Source organism: Acinetobacter sp. YH12201, from assembly GCF_013418145.1.
In the GTDB taxonomy this organism is placed as follows: Bacteria; Pseudomonadota; Gammaproteobacteria; order Pseudomonadales; family Moraxellaceae; genus Acinetobacter.
In genome coordinates this window covers 1-14,213 of the sequence record NZ_VPCP01000014.1, presented here as the reverse complement: position 1 = coordinate 14,213, position 14,213 = coordinate 1, and the positions used below count along the sequence as shown (strand labels likewise).

16 protein-coding genes and 1 pseudogene are annotated in these 14,213 nt (G+C 43.4%); 9 read left to right on the top strand and 8 right to left on the bottom strand.

Features of this window, described 5'->3' with window-relative positions; all coding sequences use genetic code 11:
- Positions 1 to 30 precede the first annotated feature (30 nt).
- Positions 31 to 636 (top strand): annotated as a pseudogene (locus FTU91_RS04710) (DNA/RNA non-specific endonuclease); the annotation flags it as partial.
- Between the two features lie 69 nt (positions 637 to 705).
- Positions 706 to 951: a hypothetical protein gene (locus FTU91_RS04705; protein WP_180081162.1), complete on the top strand. Its 246-nt coding sequence runs from the start codon at positions 706 to 708 to the stop codon at positions 949 to 951.
- Between the two features lie 154 nt (positions 952 to 1,105).
- Here the strand turns inward: FTU91_RS04705 and FTU91_RS04700 are convergent, their stop codons facing one another.
- The gene (locus tag FTU91_RS04700; RefSeq protein ID WP_180081160.1) at positions 1,106 to 2,107 is read right to left on the bottom strand and encodes an AraC family transcriptional regulator; all 1,002 of its coding nucleotides are present in this window, start codon (positions 2,105 to 2,107) and stop codon (positions 1,106 to 1,108) included.
- 105 nt (positions 2,108 to 2,212) lie between these two features.
- On the opposite strand from FTU91_RS04700, the gene FTU91_RS04695 reads away from it, so the two are divergent.
- Positions 2,213 to 2,809, top strand: coding sequence for a hypothetical protein (locus FTU91_RS04695; protein ID WP_180081158.1), 597 nt, complete (start codon positions 2,213 to 2,215; stop codon positions 2,807 to 2,809).
- Positions 2,810 to 3,185: 376 nt separating this feature from the next.
- On the opposite strand, the gene hisF is transcribed toward FTU91_RS04695, so the two are convergent.
- A complete protein-coding gene (hisF, locus tag FTU91_RS04690; protein ID WP_320159621.1) occupies positions 3,186 to 3,947 on the bottom strand; it encodes an imidazole glycerol phosphate synthase subunit HisF in 762 nt (253 codons plus the stop codon).
- A gap of 110 nt (positions 3,948 to 4,057) precedes the next feature.
- Here hisF and FTU91_RS04685 point away from each other — a divergent pair, with 110 nt between their 5' ends.
- From FTU91_RS04685 to FTU91_RS04675, 3 genes are read left to right on the top strand one after another with little or no spacing between them, the layout of a single operon-like run.
- On the top strand, positions 4,058 to 5,008 hold the full coding sequence (locus FTU91_RS04685; protein ID WP_180081157.1) for a homoserine kinase: 951 nt from the start codon (positions 4,058 to 4,060) through the stop codon (positions 5,006 to 5,008).
- 14 nt (positions 5,009 to 5,022) lie between these two features.
- A complete protein-coding gene (locus FTU91_RS04680; protein WP_086197727.1) occupies positions 5,023 to 5,646 on the top strand; it encodes a DUF1294 domain-containing protein in 624 nt (207 codons plus the stop codon).
- Positions 5,647 to 5,677: 31 nt separating this feature from the next.
- Positions 5,678 to 6,073, top strand: a complete 396-nt coding sequence (locus tag FTU91_RS04675; protein WP_180081155.1) for a hypothetical protein — start codon at positions 5,678 to 5,680, stop codon at positions 6,071 to 6,073.
- A 309-nt stretch (positions 6,074 to 6,382) separates the two neighbouring features.
- Here FTU91_RS04675 and FTU91_RS04670 read toward each other — a convergent pair whose 3' ends face one another.
- Positions 6,383 to 6,742 (bottom strand): helix-turn-helix domain-containing protein, encoded by a 360-nt coding sequence (locus tag FTU91_RS04670; RefSeq protein WP_166170698.1) that lies wholly within the window; start codon positions 6,740 to 6,742, stop codon positions 6,383 to 6,385.
- 96 nt (positions 6,743 to 6,838) lie between these two features.
- On the opposite strand from FTU91_RS04670, the gene FTU91_RS04665 reads away from it, so the two are divergent.
- Positions 6,839 to 8,170, top strand: coding sequence for an APC family permease (locus FTU91_RS04665; protein ID WP_180041985.1), 1,332 nt, complete (start codon positions 6,839 to 6,841; stop codon positions 8,168 to 8,170).
- Between the two features lie 47 nt (positions 8,171 to 8,217).
- On the top strand, positions 8,218 to 9,630 hold the full coding sequence (locus FTU91_RS04660) for an FAD-binding oxidoreductase (RefSeq protein WP_166170694.1): 1,413 nt from the start codon (positions 8,218 to 8,220) through the stop codon (positions 9,628 to 9,630).
- A 184-nt stretch (positions 9,631 to 9,814) separates the two neighbouring features.
- Here the strand turns inward: FTU91_RS04660 and FTU91_RS04655 are convergent, their stop codons facing one another.
- The 5 genes from FTU91_RS04655 to hisB form a co-directional block, all read right to left on the bottom strand.
- The gene (locus FTU91_RS04655; RefSeq protein ID WP_171522028.1) at positions 9,815 to 10,735 is read right to left on the bottom strand and encodes a DMT family transporter; all 921 of its coding nucleotides are present in this window, start codon (positions 10,733 to 10,735) and stop codon (positions 9,815 to 9,817) included.
- A 60-nt stretch (positions 10,736 to 10,795) separates the two neighbouring features.
- The gene (gene hisA, locus FTU91_RS04650; RefSeq protein ID WP_086197722.1) at positions 10,796 to 11,527 is read right to left on the bottom strand and encodes a 1-(5-phosphoribosyl)-5-[(5-phosphoribosylamino)methylideneamino]imidazole-4-carboxamide isomerase; all 732 of its coding nucleotides are present in this window, start codon (positions 11,525 to 11,527) and stop codon (positions 10,796 to 10,798) included.
- 67 nt (positions 11,528 to 11,594) lie between these two features.
- Complete coding sequence (locus FTU91_RS04645) at positions 11,595 to 12,272, bottom strand: 3'-5' exonuclease (RefSeq protein WP_166170691.1); 678 nt, start codon at positions 12,270 to 12,272, stop codon at positions 11,595 to 11,597.
- Between the two features lie 105 nt (positions 12,273 to 12,377).
- Positions 12,378 to 12,995 carry an imidazole glycerol phosphate synthase subunit HisH gene (gene hisH, locus FTU91_RS04640; RefSeq protein ID WP_166170690.1) on the bottom strand — a complete coding sequence of 206 codons (618 nt, stop codon included), beginning with the start codon at positions 12,993 to 12,995 and terminating at the stop codon, positions 12,378 to 12,380.
- Positions 12,995 to 13,588 (bottom strand): imidazoleglycerol-phosphate dehydratase HisB, encoded by a 594-nt coding sequence (hisB, locus tag FTU91_RS04635; RefSeq protein ID WP_086197720.1) that lies wholly within the window; start codon positions 13,586 to 13,588, stop codon positions 12,995 to 12,997. The genes hisH and hisB overlap by 1 nt, the downstream gene beginning before the upstream one ends.
- Before the next feature lie 88 nt (positions 13,589 to 13,676).
- Between hisB and FTU91_RS04630 the strand changes: the two genes are divergently transcribed.
- A complete protein-coding gene (locus FTU91_RS04630; protein ID WP_166170689.1) occupies positions 13,677 to 14,054 on the top strand; it encodes a GNAT family N-acetyltransferase in 378 nt (125 codons plus the stop codon).
- Positions 14,055 to 14,213 lie beyond the last annotated feature (159 nt).

Below are 14,213 nucleotides of genomic sequence, written 5' to 3'. Positions count from 1 at the left end.
AATATGATACTGAATGTAGTACACAGAACGCAAGCTCCGAAGAATAATCAGCAGGTTTGGCGAGAGCTGGAAGAAGCGACTCGTGCGATCGTGACCAAGCAGAAGCAGGATGTCTATATTGTAACGGGACCGGTGTATTCAGCTAAAAAATTGAAGACAATTGGTAATGGGGTGATTGTTCCAACAGCGACCTATAAAGCCATCTATATCCCAAAAACAGGGGCAGCAGGGGTGTACTATGCCGACAATACCCTGAAAAATACTGCACCGAAAGTGCAGGTGATCAGTATCTGTGCTCTGGAAGATCTGACAGGAATTAATATTTTTCCCCAGTTAACCGAAGACCAGAAGCGCAATACTTACAATTTGCCACTAAAGGCAAGTGCAGTGAAAGCAACTCAGAAAATTGCCTATTCACATTGGGATGCAGAAAGCCAATGTGCCGAAGAAGTCAGTGCAGATGAGCTTAACGCTTTGCAGAAAAAGTTTAAATCTTCCTCCGCAAGTTCAGCAAATTTAACCCCTGCACAAGAGAATAATGGCAGTGCAGCAACGAACGGTTCAAATACTCAAGATGCAATTATTAAACAGTTGATTGAAGGGCTTTTGCAGTACATTTTACAGTTGTTGAAATAAGCCTTTTTTAGGTAGGATGAAAGTCGTCATCCTACCTTTTTAATAACAACAAAGAGCAGTGAGAATACAATGTTCAAGCCTTTTGAAAATGGTACCGAATCGCATGCCATTCACGACCTCACCTTAGAAAATCAAGAAGACTGTGTCAGTATTTATGGCAATTTACAGCTGACCAAAGATCAGGCCGGGCTTCAGGCAGCGAAAGCCTTGCAGGCTTTTGTCAATGCTGTGGTCAGTGCTTTGGAAAATGAAGCTCATCTTCCGGAAAAAATTGACCGTCAGAATGAACATGAAATTGAAAATCCATTTTTATAAGCAGTGCTTATGTTTCACATGGAACATAAAAAAAGCTCACCGACGTGAGCTTTTTTATTCTTCAGGATATTTGATATTAATCGGGAAATTGCTGGTTGATTAATCATAACATGCTGAATAGATATGACATTTACTTAATGATTTGAAGGTAAATTTATGCATATTGTTGTTGTCGCCATTGCTGCGGTGTCATGCCTGTCCACTTTTTAAAAGCACGCTGGAAGGCACTTTGTTCGGAATAACTCAGCAATAAGGCAATTTCTTGCAGGCTGAGATGCCGATCTTTTAAATATTGCTCTGCCAATAAATGTCGTACTTCTTGCATACGCTGCTGATAGGTGGTGCCTTGTTGTTGTAAATGGCGTTGCAATTGCCGTACCGACATACTGAGCTGCTTGGTAATCGGTTCGATTTGATACAGGTTTTTTTGCAGTCCGGTGAGAATAGCTTGTTGCAGACGTTCATCTAATTGGGTGGAATTCGGAAGTTTATCCAGGAGTGCCTGAGCTTGCTGCATCAGCAAATGTTGCAGGGTTTGGTCTCCTTGACGAAAAGGCTTGGCGAGCTCGGCAACTGGTAAAATAATTTGCGCCACAGGCTGAGAAAAACGGACTTTGCAATGGAAATACTGTTCGTATAACGCGACATTCTTGGGTGCCGGATGGGTAAAGTGAACCTCATGAATATGAATATCTTCAAATTCCATAGAATGTTTCAGGAACTGAAACATCACGGCAATTGCGATTTCATTGCTGACTTGAGTGGTCAGATGAAAAGGAACACTTCCCCAGCCAATGGCCAAATAATCCCCTAGCATGTCGGCTTGTAAGGGGCTGCCATCATAGATCAAACGATGCAGGTCATGATAACGATACAAAGCTTCACCTAAGGTATTACAGGACAGGGCAATATAGGCAATGATGCCGAGATGTTTGGGTTGTACATATTCGGCAATCTCTAAGCCGAGTGCAGGAATTTTTAAATGCTGATCTACATCGGTCAGTAATTCGCGCCAAAGACAAAAGTCAAAGCGTTCCAAGTTCTGAACTTGTTCAAGTTTTTCAGAAATGGCTAAGCCTTTGGCCTGACTATAGGCATAAAGTAAATGCCCAAGTCCGCCATATACAGAGCCTGTGTAATCTTTAAACTGATGCATATTGATCTTTTTATTGTCGTAATTTGTCAATGAAGTTTTATTTTAAGGTCAATATTTAGCACATTTCATTGCCTATATTCAATACAGAATAGGGAGAAAGCGATAATGTGGAAAGGTTTCTTGTTGGGTTTGGTGGTGGCCAATGGCTTTGAATGGATCGCACACAAATATATTTTGCATGGCACACATCGCAGTGGAAAGCCGCGTTATAGTCCGGTGCCAGACAGCATGAAATCACATTGGGAGCATCATCGTGAAGTCAGAAAAACGGCATTTCATGACCATGGCTATGTCGAAGGTCTTGCCAATTGGCGCACTAAAAATGAAATTATTTCACTGACTGTGGTTGCGGGCGTTTTTGGCACGCTATTTTATCCGGTCTCCAAAGGCATGGCACTGTCTACGGTATATAGTGCCTGTAATTATTATTATATTCACCGCCGTGCCCATTTAGAGCCAGAGTGGGCCATGAAAAAAATTCCCTGGCATTATGATCATCATATGAATTCCAATCAGGATGCTAACTGGTGCGTGACCAAACCCTGGTTTGATTATGTTTTGGGAACTCGGGTGATTTCAGCCCCAGAATTGCAGGAGGAAAATCCCTTAGGAATTTTGCTGCCCGACATAGTTTCAAATCTGTTGAACGGTATAACCGAGCGTTATTTTCCTGCGAAATGGGTGGAAAAACAGGGTAATTAGTTATTTTTTTAGAATGAAGTGTAAGTTTTATCGATCAGGAAGATATTGCGCGATAAAATAGCTAGAAGACACGACTGCCGAGATCTTGTCGTAATTTGTCAATATTTTCGGTATTAATAGTCAATGTTTTTATTATTATTTGTTATATATTTGTTTTCGCAATCAGGCTGGCCCAGTTAAGTTGACGAGTCACTGTATATGTCATTTTACTGTTTTTCTTTTCAAGAAACCGCGCTGTAGTTTTCTTGGTTTATAGGGAGTCTTCAAGACTCCCTTTTTTTATCTGCACTTTTTATGCGGGTCTGATTTCAGAGCTGGTCTATAAATAAAAAAGAGTGGAAAGGACCACTCTTTTTAGATTAACTCGTGTCACTTCTTAGAGACGCATTTCAATCCCTTGTGCAGCCAGATACTGTTTGGCTTCCTGAATGGTGTATTGACCAAAGTGGAAAATAGAAGCTGCAAGTACTGCATCTGCACCACCCTTAAGAATACCATCAGCCAAATGCTGCAAGTTACCCACGCCACCAGAAGCAATAGTTGGAATGGTGACACGGTCATTGATGTTACGCATTAAGGCCAGGTCATAACCGGCTTTGGTGCCATCGGCATCCATAGAGGTAATTAACAGTTCGCCCGCACCGTAATCGGCCATTTTGACTGCCCATTCAATCGCATCAATGCCGGTCGGTTTACGGCCACCATGGGTGAAAATTTCCCATTTATTGTCGCCGGTTTTCTTGGCATCAATCGCAACTACAATACATTGGGCACCAAAGCGTTGCGAAGCCTCTTGAACAAATTCCGGGTTAAATACTGCAGCCGAGTTAATGCTGACTTTATCGGCACCGGCATTCAGCAACAGGCGGATATCTTCCACCTTGCGTACACCGCCGCCTACAGTTAGGGGAACAAAGACACTTTCTGCCATGCGTTCAACAGTACGGTAAGTGGTATCGCGACCGCTGGAGGTGGCAGTAATGTCCAGGAAGGTAATTTCATCGGCACCCTGTTCATTATAACGGCGTGCTACTTCGACCGGATCGCCTGCATCACGAATATCAAGGAACTGTACGCCTTTCACCACTCGACCATTATCTACGTCAAGGCAAGGAATAATACGTTTAGCAAGCATAATTTTTTCCAAAAATAACAGCCGATTATGAAACTTCGCCACGAAGGTGCTACACCTTGGTAGTTGTAGCAGGTATTCTATCAAAATTATGTAAGTTTTTTTGCAGGTTTTCTATGTCGGTTTATACCACTTTGACTTTACAGGAAGTTCAGGCGTTTGCAGCACCTTATGGATTAGAGGTGCTGGAGCTGATTCCGATTCAAGGCGGGATTCAGAATACCAACTATTTTTTAGTCTGTGAAAATGCAAAGCAGTATGTGCTGACCGTATTTGAAGAAATGGATGAGCAGGGTGCAGCAGAACTGGTTCCGGTACTGGAGCATTTAGGTCAGCAAGGTTTAGCCGTGCCTGTACCGTTAAATTATACAGGGCAGGCTATTCATCCTTTAAAAAATAAGCCTGCGCAGATAGCACCACGCATGATGGGCAAGCATCCCATGCCAGCAACTTTGGAACAGGCACAGGCCATTGCTGTGGCTCAGGCGAAAATCCATATTGCCTTACAGGGTTTTCCACTGGAACGGGCCGAATATCGTAACCACAATTACTGGCTGCAAGTGGCGAAAGAATTAAAACCGACTCTAAATCCTGCCGATTCTATTCTACTTAGTGAAGTGCTGGGGCTTTATGACGCGCTCACTGCCGTCTATCCAAACCGTCCCAAAGGCTTTATTCATTCCGATTTGTTCCGTGACAATACCTTGTTTGAAGGCAATGAATTGAAAGGAATCCTGGATTTTTACGAGTTAAACAAAGATGAATTCCTGTTTGATATTGCCATTACCTTAAATGACTTCTGTACCGAATATCCCGAGGTGTATTTAAATGAAGCGAAAGCCCAAGCCTTTTTAGAAGCCTATGAAACGGTGCGCCCCCTGACTCAGGATGAAAAATCCTGTCTGGAAATTTATCTGGCCATGGCGGCAGCACGGTTTTGGCTGATGCGTTTACAAGTCGCACAAAAAAATGCACAGCAAGGACGTACAGGAGATGATATTCTTCAGAAAAATCCTTTGGAAATGCGTAATATGCTGGTAGAACGACTAAAATTTGTGACGGCTTGATATAGGATATAAAAATGCGTGATCAGGGGCGATTGGTCGAATGGTTTGATGAAAAAGGCTATGGTTTTATTCAGCCCAATGATGCCTCGAAAGATCGCGTGTTTCTACACATTAAGGATTTTGCCCGTCAAGGGCCCCGTCCGATTGTGGGTTGTGCGCTTGAATATACGGTCTTGCTGGATGGAGATGGACGTTATCGTGCCCAGCAGGTGACTTATCTTAAAGCGTCACAAACCAAAAAAAATGTGAGCAAGCCAAAGCTCTCCAAGCAACCGGCACAAAAATTAAAACCGATGCAAATTGCCTGTATCGGTTATATTTTGGCTCTGGCCGTGTTTACCATAGCGGGTTTATTAAGTGGCATGGTGCTGTTATTTATTAGCATCATTAATGCCATCACTTACTGGATGTACGCTCAAGATAAAGAAGCTGCCTTGCAAGGTAATCGCCGCGTACCCGAGCAAACCCTGCATCTGCTATCTTTTCTGGGCGGCTGGCCTACGGCATGGCTGGCTCAGGAAAAGCTGCGTCATAAAACACAAAAACAACCCTTTAGAAAGATTTATTTTTGTACTATAGCCTTAAACATACTTTTGATTTTATGGCTGATTTCTCCTTTTAATGTGCTGAAATTTTAAAAGGGGGAACGATTACTTAAAAGGTATAATAATGAATTATTCTATCGATCAAGATCCCAACCGTACCCTGACTTTAATTCTTTATATCCTGTACATTATTGCCATTTTTACGGGAGGCTTATTGGCCGTTGTTGCCCTGATCATTAACTATATAAAGCGCAATGATGTACGGGGTTCCATTTTTGAAAGCCATTTTAGCTGGCAAATCCGGACCTTCTGGTGGTATCTGTTTTGGAACCTGATTGCCTTTATTCCTTTTATTTTCCTGTTTTTTACCGGCGGTGAAAACATGGATGTATTTACTGGGGTTGCCTTAGGCGCAAGTGTATTTTGTTTGCTGGTGATTGGCATTTCCTGGATCTGGATTGTCTATCGTGCTATTCGCGGTATTATTTGTTTGAATGACAATCAGCCTATGTATCAATAACAACAGATCTAAAAAATGAAGGTGGCAATAGCCACCTTTTTTATGCGCTATAATGAATCATCTGTTTAAACAGATGCATTAATTTAATTCTTTTGTAAAAAATCAGTTTACCTTTTTAACTTTTATAGCATACTTTTTTAGTTAATCTACTTTACTTTTTTAATATTTAAAATTTACTTTTTTATTTTAATAGTTTTACTTTTTTAATATTTATAGTTTACATTTTTAATAAAATAACTTTACATTAATGTACATTTATTTATATAAATTTAATTTCTTTTTTTATTTTAATTTAGACGGGTTTTAGGCTTAAGAATAAAATCGACCGCGACGGCGGCGTAGTCCTAAAACATGAATTGCGCGCACCAAAACCGCATACGAAACTGCGTAGCCAAAACGTTGCTCAAATAATATTACAAGGTCGCTAATATTCTTAAATTTTGTATTTTTTACAAATACTTGAAATTCATCCCAGTCTTTAATATGACTCGGTGCACCGCGGTTTTTTGCCGGTTTTGGCACTAAGTCTCCGGTTTCTTCTTCCAGCTTGATCCATGCATCCAGTGTCACACGAGAAATGTTGAATTCTTTGCATACTGCAACTTTGTAATCAGTTTTTTTATACATTTGAATGGCTGCTTTTCGAGTTTCTAAACTGTACTTTGGCATTTACTCGTACCAGGATTAAATATTTATTTTTTATTATATGGCATAGTCGTTGCAAATGAACAAATAACTCAAATAAATAATGTTAAGGTGACAGCTATGGAGAAAACACAAGTCTCTTTCAAAAAAATGTCGTTATGGCAAGTCGTCATCCTTGGTGTGGCCTATATGACCCCAATGGTGGTGTTTGATACTTTTGGTATTGTGTCCGGAATCACCGATGGCCGGGTACCCTTGGCTTATATTTTTGCTTTGGTGGCGATGCTGCTGACTGCATTTAGCTATGCACGCTTTAGCCGGCAAACTGAAAAACCCGGTTCTGCCTATACCTACACCGCAGAATCTTGTGGAGCCAAAGCTGGCTTCTTTGTGGGCTGGTGTTCCTTGCTCGACTACATCTTGCTGCCTTTAGTGAATGCCTTGTTGGCCGGGATTTATCTGGAAGCGGTTATTCCCAGCGTACCTTACTGGATGTGGGTCACGCTGTTTGCAGGCCTGGTCACACTCATTAACTGTTTCCGCATTAATTTCCTTGCCAATCTCAGTCTAGTCTTTGTGATCGCACCTTTATTACTGATGGTGCTATTCATCTATCTGGTGATTCGCGGTGTAGGTGAGGGACAAGGTTATGAGCATGTGTTGACTCTTGCGCCGTTATTTAATGGTGACAGCTCCATCCTACCCTTGATTGCAGGGGCATCCATCCTGTGCTTTTCATTCCTGGGCTTTGATGCGGTGACCACCATGTCGCATGAAACTCAAGATCCGAAACGAACCATTCCACGTGCGGTGATGCTCACTACACTGTCAGGCGGTATCATTTTCCTGACGGCATCCTGGTTTATTCAACTCTATTTTCCAAGCAATGTCCGTTTTAACAACCCGGATGAAGCCTTGCCTGAAATTGTGCTGTATGTCGGTGGAGCATTGTTCCAGTCGGTATTTTTGTGTGCACAAATTATGAATACCTTTGCTTCAGGTCTGGCAACCCATGCCAGTGCATCCCGTCTGATTCATATTATGGGTAAAGATGGTATTTTTCATAAAGAAACTTTTGGGCAAGTTCACAGCAAATTAGGTACACCGCTTTATGCAGTACTGTTGGTTGGTTTGATTTCTCTGACGGCCATCGCCCTTGACCTGGCAACTGTGGTGAGCATGATTAGTTTCGGGGCCTTGATTGCCTTTACCGCAGTCAATTTTTCAGTTTTCGTCAAATTCTATGTCCGTGAGCAGCAACGCCACGGGATGAAAAATATCTTTTTAAACCTGATTTTACCGTTTATTTCGGTCGGCGTGATCATGTGTTTATGGTTCAACCTGGAGCGTTCCGCACTGTTGTTTGGTTGTGGCTGGCTGTCTGTCGGGATTGTGATCTTCCTGTACAAAAAACTGAAAAAGCAAAACATTGTGATTGGCAATGCCTACTAAAAGATTGCCGCAAATTTTGAAATGAATTGAAGATGGGAAGAGTGAACATGAATATACAAAAGCCAGTATTTTTAAATGACGTAGAATTTAAAGCCAGCATAAACCAGCAAAGTGGCAAGGAATGGAACTGGATTAATCCAAAGCATGGTGCATTTGGGCATCCTGCGAATTACTATGAAAGTTCACTGGAACAATGGCACCAGTTTGATGCCTTGAGTGCCGATATTGAATGTGATGTGGTGGTGATTGGTGGCGGCTTGCTGGGTGCTTCGACGGCCTTACATCTGTCTGAGCAGGGGGTGGAGACGGTTCTGGTCGAGAAAAACCGGATTGGCAGTGCGGCTTCTGGAAGAAATGGCGGGCAATTGACCCCAGGCTTGGCACGTTGGGAAGCGGCAGAAATGATTGAACATTTCAGTTATGCAGATGCCAAAAAACTCTGGCACTTTACCTCAACCGAAGCGATGTCCTTAATTGATTCGATTGCAGACCAATACAATCTGGACTTGCAGCGTAAACGTGGCCATATCACCGCTGCCGTACATGAAGGGCATCTGGTTGGTTTAACTCAAGGTGCCGATGCACGCAAGTTTTTGGGTGAGGCCCATACTCAAGTAGTGGGCAAGCATGAGCTGAAAGAACACATTGCCTCTGACAATTATTGTGGTGGTTTGCTGGATGCTCTGGGTGGACATATTCATCCCCTGGCTTTAAACCGCGGTCTCATTTATGGTTTCTGTAAAAATGGCGGCAAAGTCTATGAGCAAACTGAAGTCACTGTAGTAGAAGAACGGGAAGATGGTATTTATGTGACCACCACCAGTGGCGTGATCAAAGCCCGTAAAAGTGTGGTGATGGGGGTGCATCATGCCTCCTTTAAGTTGCTGCAAAAGAATAATCAGACCACGATTCCGTTCTATACCTATGTCTGTACCACAGCTCCATTAGAATTTGATTTAAAAGAATTATTACCAACAGATGCACCTGTCTATGATACGCAATTCCAGATCGACTATTATCGTGGTGTATCGCAAAACCGCTTGCTGTTTGGTGGGGAGGGGACAGGTTCATGCTGGAATCCTGAAAAAACCCATCAGTATTTATTGGGCCGGATTCAACATGTATTTCCGCAGTTAAAAAGTGTCGAGCTGGATTTTGTCTGGAGTGGAACCACTGACCTGACCATGAATGGCGCGGCAGATAGCCGTAAGTTTGGTAACAAATTCCCCATCTATGCCGTACAGGGCTGGAGCGGTCATGGCGTGGCGCAAACGGTACGTATCGGTAAGGCGATTGCTGATGATTTCTGTGGCAAAGCGGATGACTTTAATATGCTGACCCGTATTCATCATCAGGATATTCTGTTTGGTCGTGCACTGGCACCCGTGGTCATTCCGGTAGCAAAAAGCGCCTATGGATTGGGTGCGTTGATTAATCCGGGGAAGATGGTGTCGTTTTAAATATCTCTTTCCTTCCACAAAAACCGATAATGATTCTTCCTCTCCCTGTGGGAGAGGATTGGGGAGAGGGCAATATTTTCAGTGAAAAATTCGAATTTCTCGTGCTCTTGAAATTAACCTTTCCTAACCGCTCCTGGAAGATGAGGAATTTTCTTTAGAGAAATATTCAGCAGAAAGAGATCTTTTAAGGATTCACTTCTTTATTTTTCTTCAAAAACTTCGGTTTCCATTCACTGACAATGACCCCTAAAACCACCAACACCCCACCAAGGATGGCCAGTAAGGGCAAACGCTCCCCCGCAATACGACCAATTAAAGCTGCCCAAACTGGCTCACCGGAATAGATGATGGCAGCTTGCGCAGGGTCGACTGCACGTTGTGCCCAGTTCATCACCAGTTGAATGGCGGCACTAGCAAAACCTAAGCCAGTTAAAATGATCACCAGAGGCCAGGAAAAAACTGGATTCCAGCTTTCACCAGCCAAAGGCATCATGCAAAAAGCAAAAATCGAGGCAAAGCCGAGTTGAATCACGGTGACACGGCGGACATTGACTTTACCGGCAAAAAATCCGATCAGAATAATTTCCATCGCAATAGCGACTGAACCCAAGAGGGTAATGATCTGACCAAAGCTCAGCTGGATTGCACCAAACCCATTTCCGGTTAAAAAGACCAGACCTAAAAAGGCCAGCACTGTGCCACACCAGGTCATGAATTGCGGGGTTTTACGGAACAATAGCCATAAAAGAATCGGCACCAGAGGTACATACAGCGCGGTTAAAAAAGCCGATTCACTGCTGCTGATGCTTTGTAGTCCAATGGTTTGCGTGCCATAACCCAGCGCAATCACCAGACCAATGACAGCTCCTGCGGCAATTTCTTTCAGTTGGATTGCGGTTAAATCCTTCCAGGAAAACAGGCTGACAAACAACATGGCAGCAGCAAAACGGCAACCGACGAAAAACATCGGGCTGGCAAAGTTTAAGCCATATTGCACGGTGATAAACGAGCCACCCCAAACCAGGGTAATTAAAATTAAGGCAAGTTGCGGTGCTTTGGCTTTCAGGCAAGAGGGAAAATAGGACATGCTTACACAGGAAGTGATTTTTAAAAATATCAGAAATAAAAAAGAGGTCCGAAGACCTCTTGGAGATACATCACGGAATTAAAGTGATTGTTCATCTAACAGTAATTGCGCTTCACGAAGGTTCAGTGTGCCTTCGTAAATGGCGCGACCGGTAATGGCACCTAAAATGCCCGGCTGGCCTTTCAAGTTACGGACATCATCCAGATTGGTCACACCACCAGAGGCAATCACAGGAAGACCTGAATAAGTCGCCAAGTTAACAGTTTGCTCGATGTTTACACCCTGCATCATACCGTCACGTGCAATGTCGGTATAGACAATGCTTGATACGCCAGCATCAGCAAAACGTTTTGCAAGGTCAGTCGCTTTTACATCTGTGACATTGGCCCAGCCATCGGTTGCCACCATGCCATTCATGGCATCGATACCGACAATGATGTGGCCGGCAAATTTCTTGCATGCTTCTTCCACAAACTCAGGATTTTGAACTGCTTTGGTCCCGATAATCACAAAAGACACACCGGCATCCAGATAATGTTCAATGGTTTCCAGTGAACGGATACCACCACCAATTTGAATTGGCAGCTCTGGTTGTGCTTTGGCAATGGCTTCAACCACAGGTTTATGAATCGGTGTACCTGCGAAAGCGCCGTTTAAATCCACCAAATGCAAGCGACGTGCGCCTTCATTGACCCAATGCTGTGCAGTTGCAACCGGATCGTCAGAGAATACGGTATCGTCTTCCATACGGCCTTGTTTTAAACGGACACATTTGCCATCTTTCAGGTCAATTGCAGGGATGATCAGCATGCTTTCGCTCCTTGCCCAATCTTATTGAATTCATTGTGTTCCATCTTAGCAAAGTATTGGCAAATCTCTAAGCATGAGTTGCAGCTTTTATTTTGTTGGGGCGAATGCGTAACTTTAATGTGGTATTGGGAATATGTTTGGGCAGCAAGCCTAAGCGCAGTAATTCTTCAAACACTAAAACCGGGGCATAGGCATCGGCAGCCGCATAGTCAATCTGCTGAGGAGTCAGCGTTTTACGTGCCCAGTTCGAGGTGCTGGTTTTTTTACTTTTGGGAAAGTTCACCTGAAATAGAAGTGCCATGGCATTTTTCAGTCCCATTGGATTGGTAAAGCCAAAAGCAGAAAAGCATTTCGACAGTTCAATCACACTGTTTAGTTCAATACCTTTTTTACGGAATAGATGGGCATCATTTTTTAAGCCAAAGCCAACTTTAATCTGGTCACGGCTGGCAAAAATCGGCTTTAAAAATTCCCAAATCTCATCATTCATTTGGAACAGATAGGCTTTGTCTAAGGTCGCCAATTGAATCAGATGTGGCCCCGTGGAAACTTCACCGACTCTAAATGTGGGCTTGGATTCAGAATCGAAACCAAGTACTGCGCAGTGTGTTAATTCTGCTTCCAAAGCATGACATTGTTCCAGGTTGTTAATCACCTGAATCTGTTGCATCGGAAGGTTTTTAAATGGAGGGAAGGCCTGAATCTGTTCTTTGCTGGGCAGGGTTTGAAGTAGCGGCTCTTCCATAATCATCAATAGCTAACTGGTCTGAAATCAGCTTAATGGTTTTTCCGAGTTTAGGCAAAATAAAAGCCCACCGAAGTGAGCTTTTTAAAATAAGTTGGAAGAGCCTTAGATATCCCATTCCACAAAGTTTTTCAGTAACTGCAAACCGGCAGTATGACTCTTTTCCGGATGGAACTGGGTAGCGAACAGGTTTTCTTTATGCAGCGCCGTACAGAACTCTAAACCATAGTCACAGGTGGCTGCCACAATGCTCTTGTCTTCAGGTTCAACATAGAAACTATGCACGAAATAGAAACGCGCATCCTGTTCAATGTCTTTCCACATTGGATGGCTTGGGTCTGCCTGATGCACCTGGTTCCAGCCCATGTGTGGCACTTTTAAACCGGCCATATCCGGGAAACGCTTTACTTCACCGGCAAAAATACCTAGCGCATCTGAACCGCCATTTTCTTCCGAGTGTTGCATTAAGGCTTGCATGCCGACACAGATCGCCAGCACAGGCTTATTGAACACGGCATGGCGTACCACTTCATCAATACCTGCTTCATGCATGCCTTGCATACAGTCACGCATGGCACCGACACCCGGAAAGACGATTTTATCGGCTTGGGCAATCAGTTTGGGATCATTGGTAACATCTACAGTTGCGCCGACATGTTCCAGGGCTTTGGCTGCGGAGTGTAAATTTCCCATACCATAGTCAAGAAGGGCAATACGGGTCATTACAAAGTACCTTTGGTTGAAGCAACAGTATTTTCTGCACGTGGATCGACTTCACAGGCCATACGGAGTGCGCGGGCAAATGCTTTAAATACGCTTTCGATCTGGTGATGGCTGTTTTTGCCTTTCAGGTTATCAATGTGCAGGGTCATTAAGGCGTGATTCACAAAACCTTGAAAAAATTCAGAGAATAGATCAACATCAAAGCTGCCAATACGTGCGCGAGTGAATGGAATATCCATCCACAAGCCCGGACGACCAGATAAATCAACCACAACACGGCTTAAAGATTCATCCAGTGGGGCATAGAAGTGACCATAACGACGTAGGCCTTTTTTATCACCCAGGGCTTGGGCAAATGCCTGACCTAGAGTGATACCACAGTCTTCTACGGTGTGATGGTCATCAATTTCCAGGTCACCATCACAATGAATATCAATGTCAAATAAGCCGTGTCGCTTGATTTGATCAATCATATGATCTAAAAATGGAACACCTGTATTGAGAGTGCCTTGACCTGTACCATCAAGATTCACACGAACTCGGATTTTGGTTTCGTTAGTGTTTCTTACCACTTCACTGATACGTTGCGTCATAGACACGTTCCTCAAAAACGATGATGTAAAATGTTTTTTTCGCGATGACGAAATTATCGCATATTAGATTGCTCAGGAGGGTTAATCAATGCCTATTACCGTACATGCTTATACTTCACTAGAAAATGACGAAGTGCGCAGCCAGCTTGAGCGACTGTATGACACCAGCCCGGAATTTGGGGATGGGCAGGATGCCATTGAACAACTAGAGCAAAACTTGGCTCAGTATACCTTAGTTTACACAGCAGAATTTAATACTAAACTGATTGGGGCAATTTGGTGTACCGGGCAGGGGGAAAGCCGGACGCTGGAAAATATTGTGGTCCATCCAGCTAACCGTGGACGTGGAGTCGCAGAACGACTGGTCAGTGAAGTGTGCCGAATGGAAGAAGAAAAAGGCGTGAAGAGGTTTGAACCGGGCTGTGGAGCCATTCATCGCTGTCTGGCACATCTGGAAAAAATTTAAGCCTGATAAAAATAAAAAAGCAGCCATGGTGCCACTGCTGTCCCATAGTTTGCTTTAAATAAAAAAACCTGAGTCCTAACAGTTAAAATATGAGTGCAAACAAACACTTTAACGACCAGGATTCAGGTTTTGTCACATCAGAATACCGTATTTCATGAG

Excerpts from the sequence above, each read along its gene's own strand:
- FTU91_RS04705 (WP_180081162.1), top strand. The coding sequence starts at position 706 with ATGTTCAAGCCTTTTGAAAATGGTACCGAATCGCATGCCATTCACGAC.
- FTU91_RS04700 (WP_180081160.1), bottom strand. The coding sequence starts at position 2,107 with ATGCATCAGTTTAAAGATTACACAGGCTCTGTATATGGCGGACTTGGG.
- FTU91_RS04695 (WP_180081158.1), top strand. The coding sequence starts at position 2,213 with ATGTGGAAAGGTTTCTTGTTGGGTTTGGTGGTGGCCAATGGCTTTGAA.
- FTU91_RS04685 (WP_180081157.1), top strand. The coding sequence starts at position 4,058 with ATGTCGGTTTATACCACTTTGACTTTACAGGAAGTTCAGGCGTTTGCA.
- FTU91_RS04680 (WP_086197727.1), top strand. The coding sequence starts at position 5,023 with ATGCGTGATCAGGGGCGATTGGTCGAATGGTTTGATGAAAAAGGCTAT.
- FTU91_RS04675 (WP_180081155.1), top strand. The coding sequence starts at position 5,678 with ATGAATTATTCTATCGATCAAGATCCCAACCGTACCCTGACTTTAATT.
- FTU91_RS04670 (WP_166170698.1), bottom strand. The coding sequence starts at position 6,742 with ATGCCAAAGTACAGTTTAGAAACTCGAAAAGCAGCCATTCAAATGTAT.
- FTU91_RS04665 (WP_180041985.1), top strand. The coding sequence starts at position 6,839 with ATGGAGAAAACACAAGTCTCTTTCAAAAAAATGTCGTTATGGCAAGTC.
- FTU91_RS04660 (WP_166170694.1), top strand. The coding sequence starts at position 8,218 with ATGAATATACAAAAGCCAGTATTTTTAAATGACGTAGAATTTAAAGCC.
- hisA (WP_086197722.1), bottom strand. The coding sequence starts at position 11,527 with ATGCTGATCATCCCTGCAATTGACCTGAAAGATGGCAAATGTGTCCGT.
- FTU91_RS04645 (WP_166170691.1), bottom strand. The coding sequence starts at position 12,272 with ATGGAAGAGCCGCTACTTCAAACCCTGCCCAGCAAAGAACAGATTCAG.
- hisH (WP_166170690.1), bottom strand. The coding sequence starts at position 12,995 with ATGACCCGTATTGCCCTTCTTGACTATGGTATGGGAAATTTACACTCC.
- hisB (WP_086197720.1), bottom strand. The coding sequence starts at position 13,588 with ATGACGCAACGTATCAGTGAAGTGGTAAGAAACACTAACGAAACCAAA.
- FTU91_RS04630 (WP_166170689.1), top strand. The coding sequence starts at position 13,677 with ATGCCTATTACCGTACATGCTTATACTTCACTAGAAAATGACGAAGTG.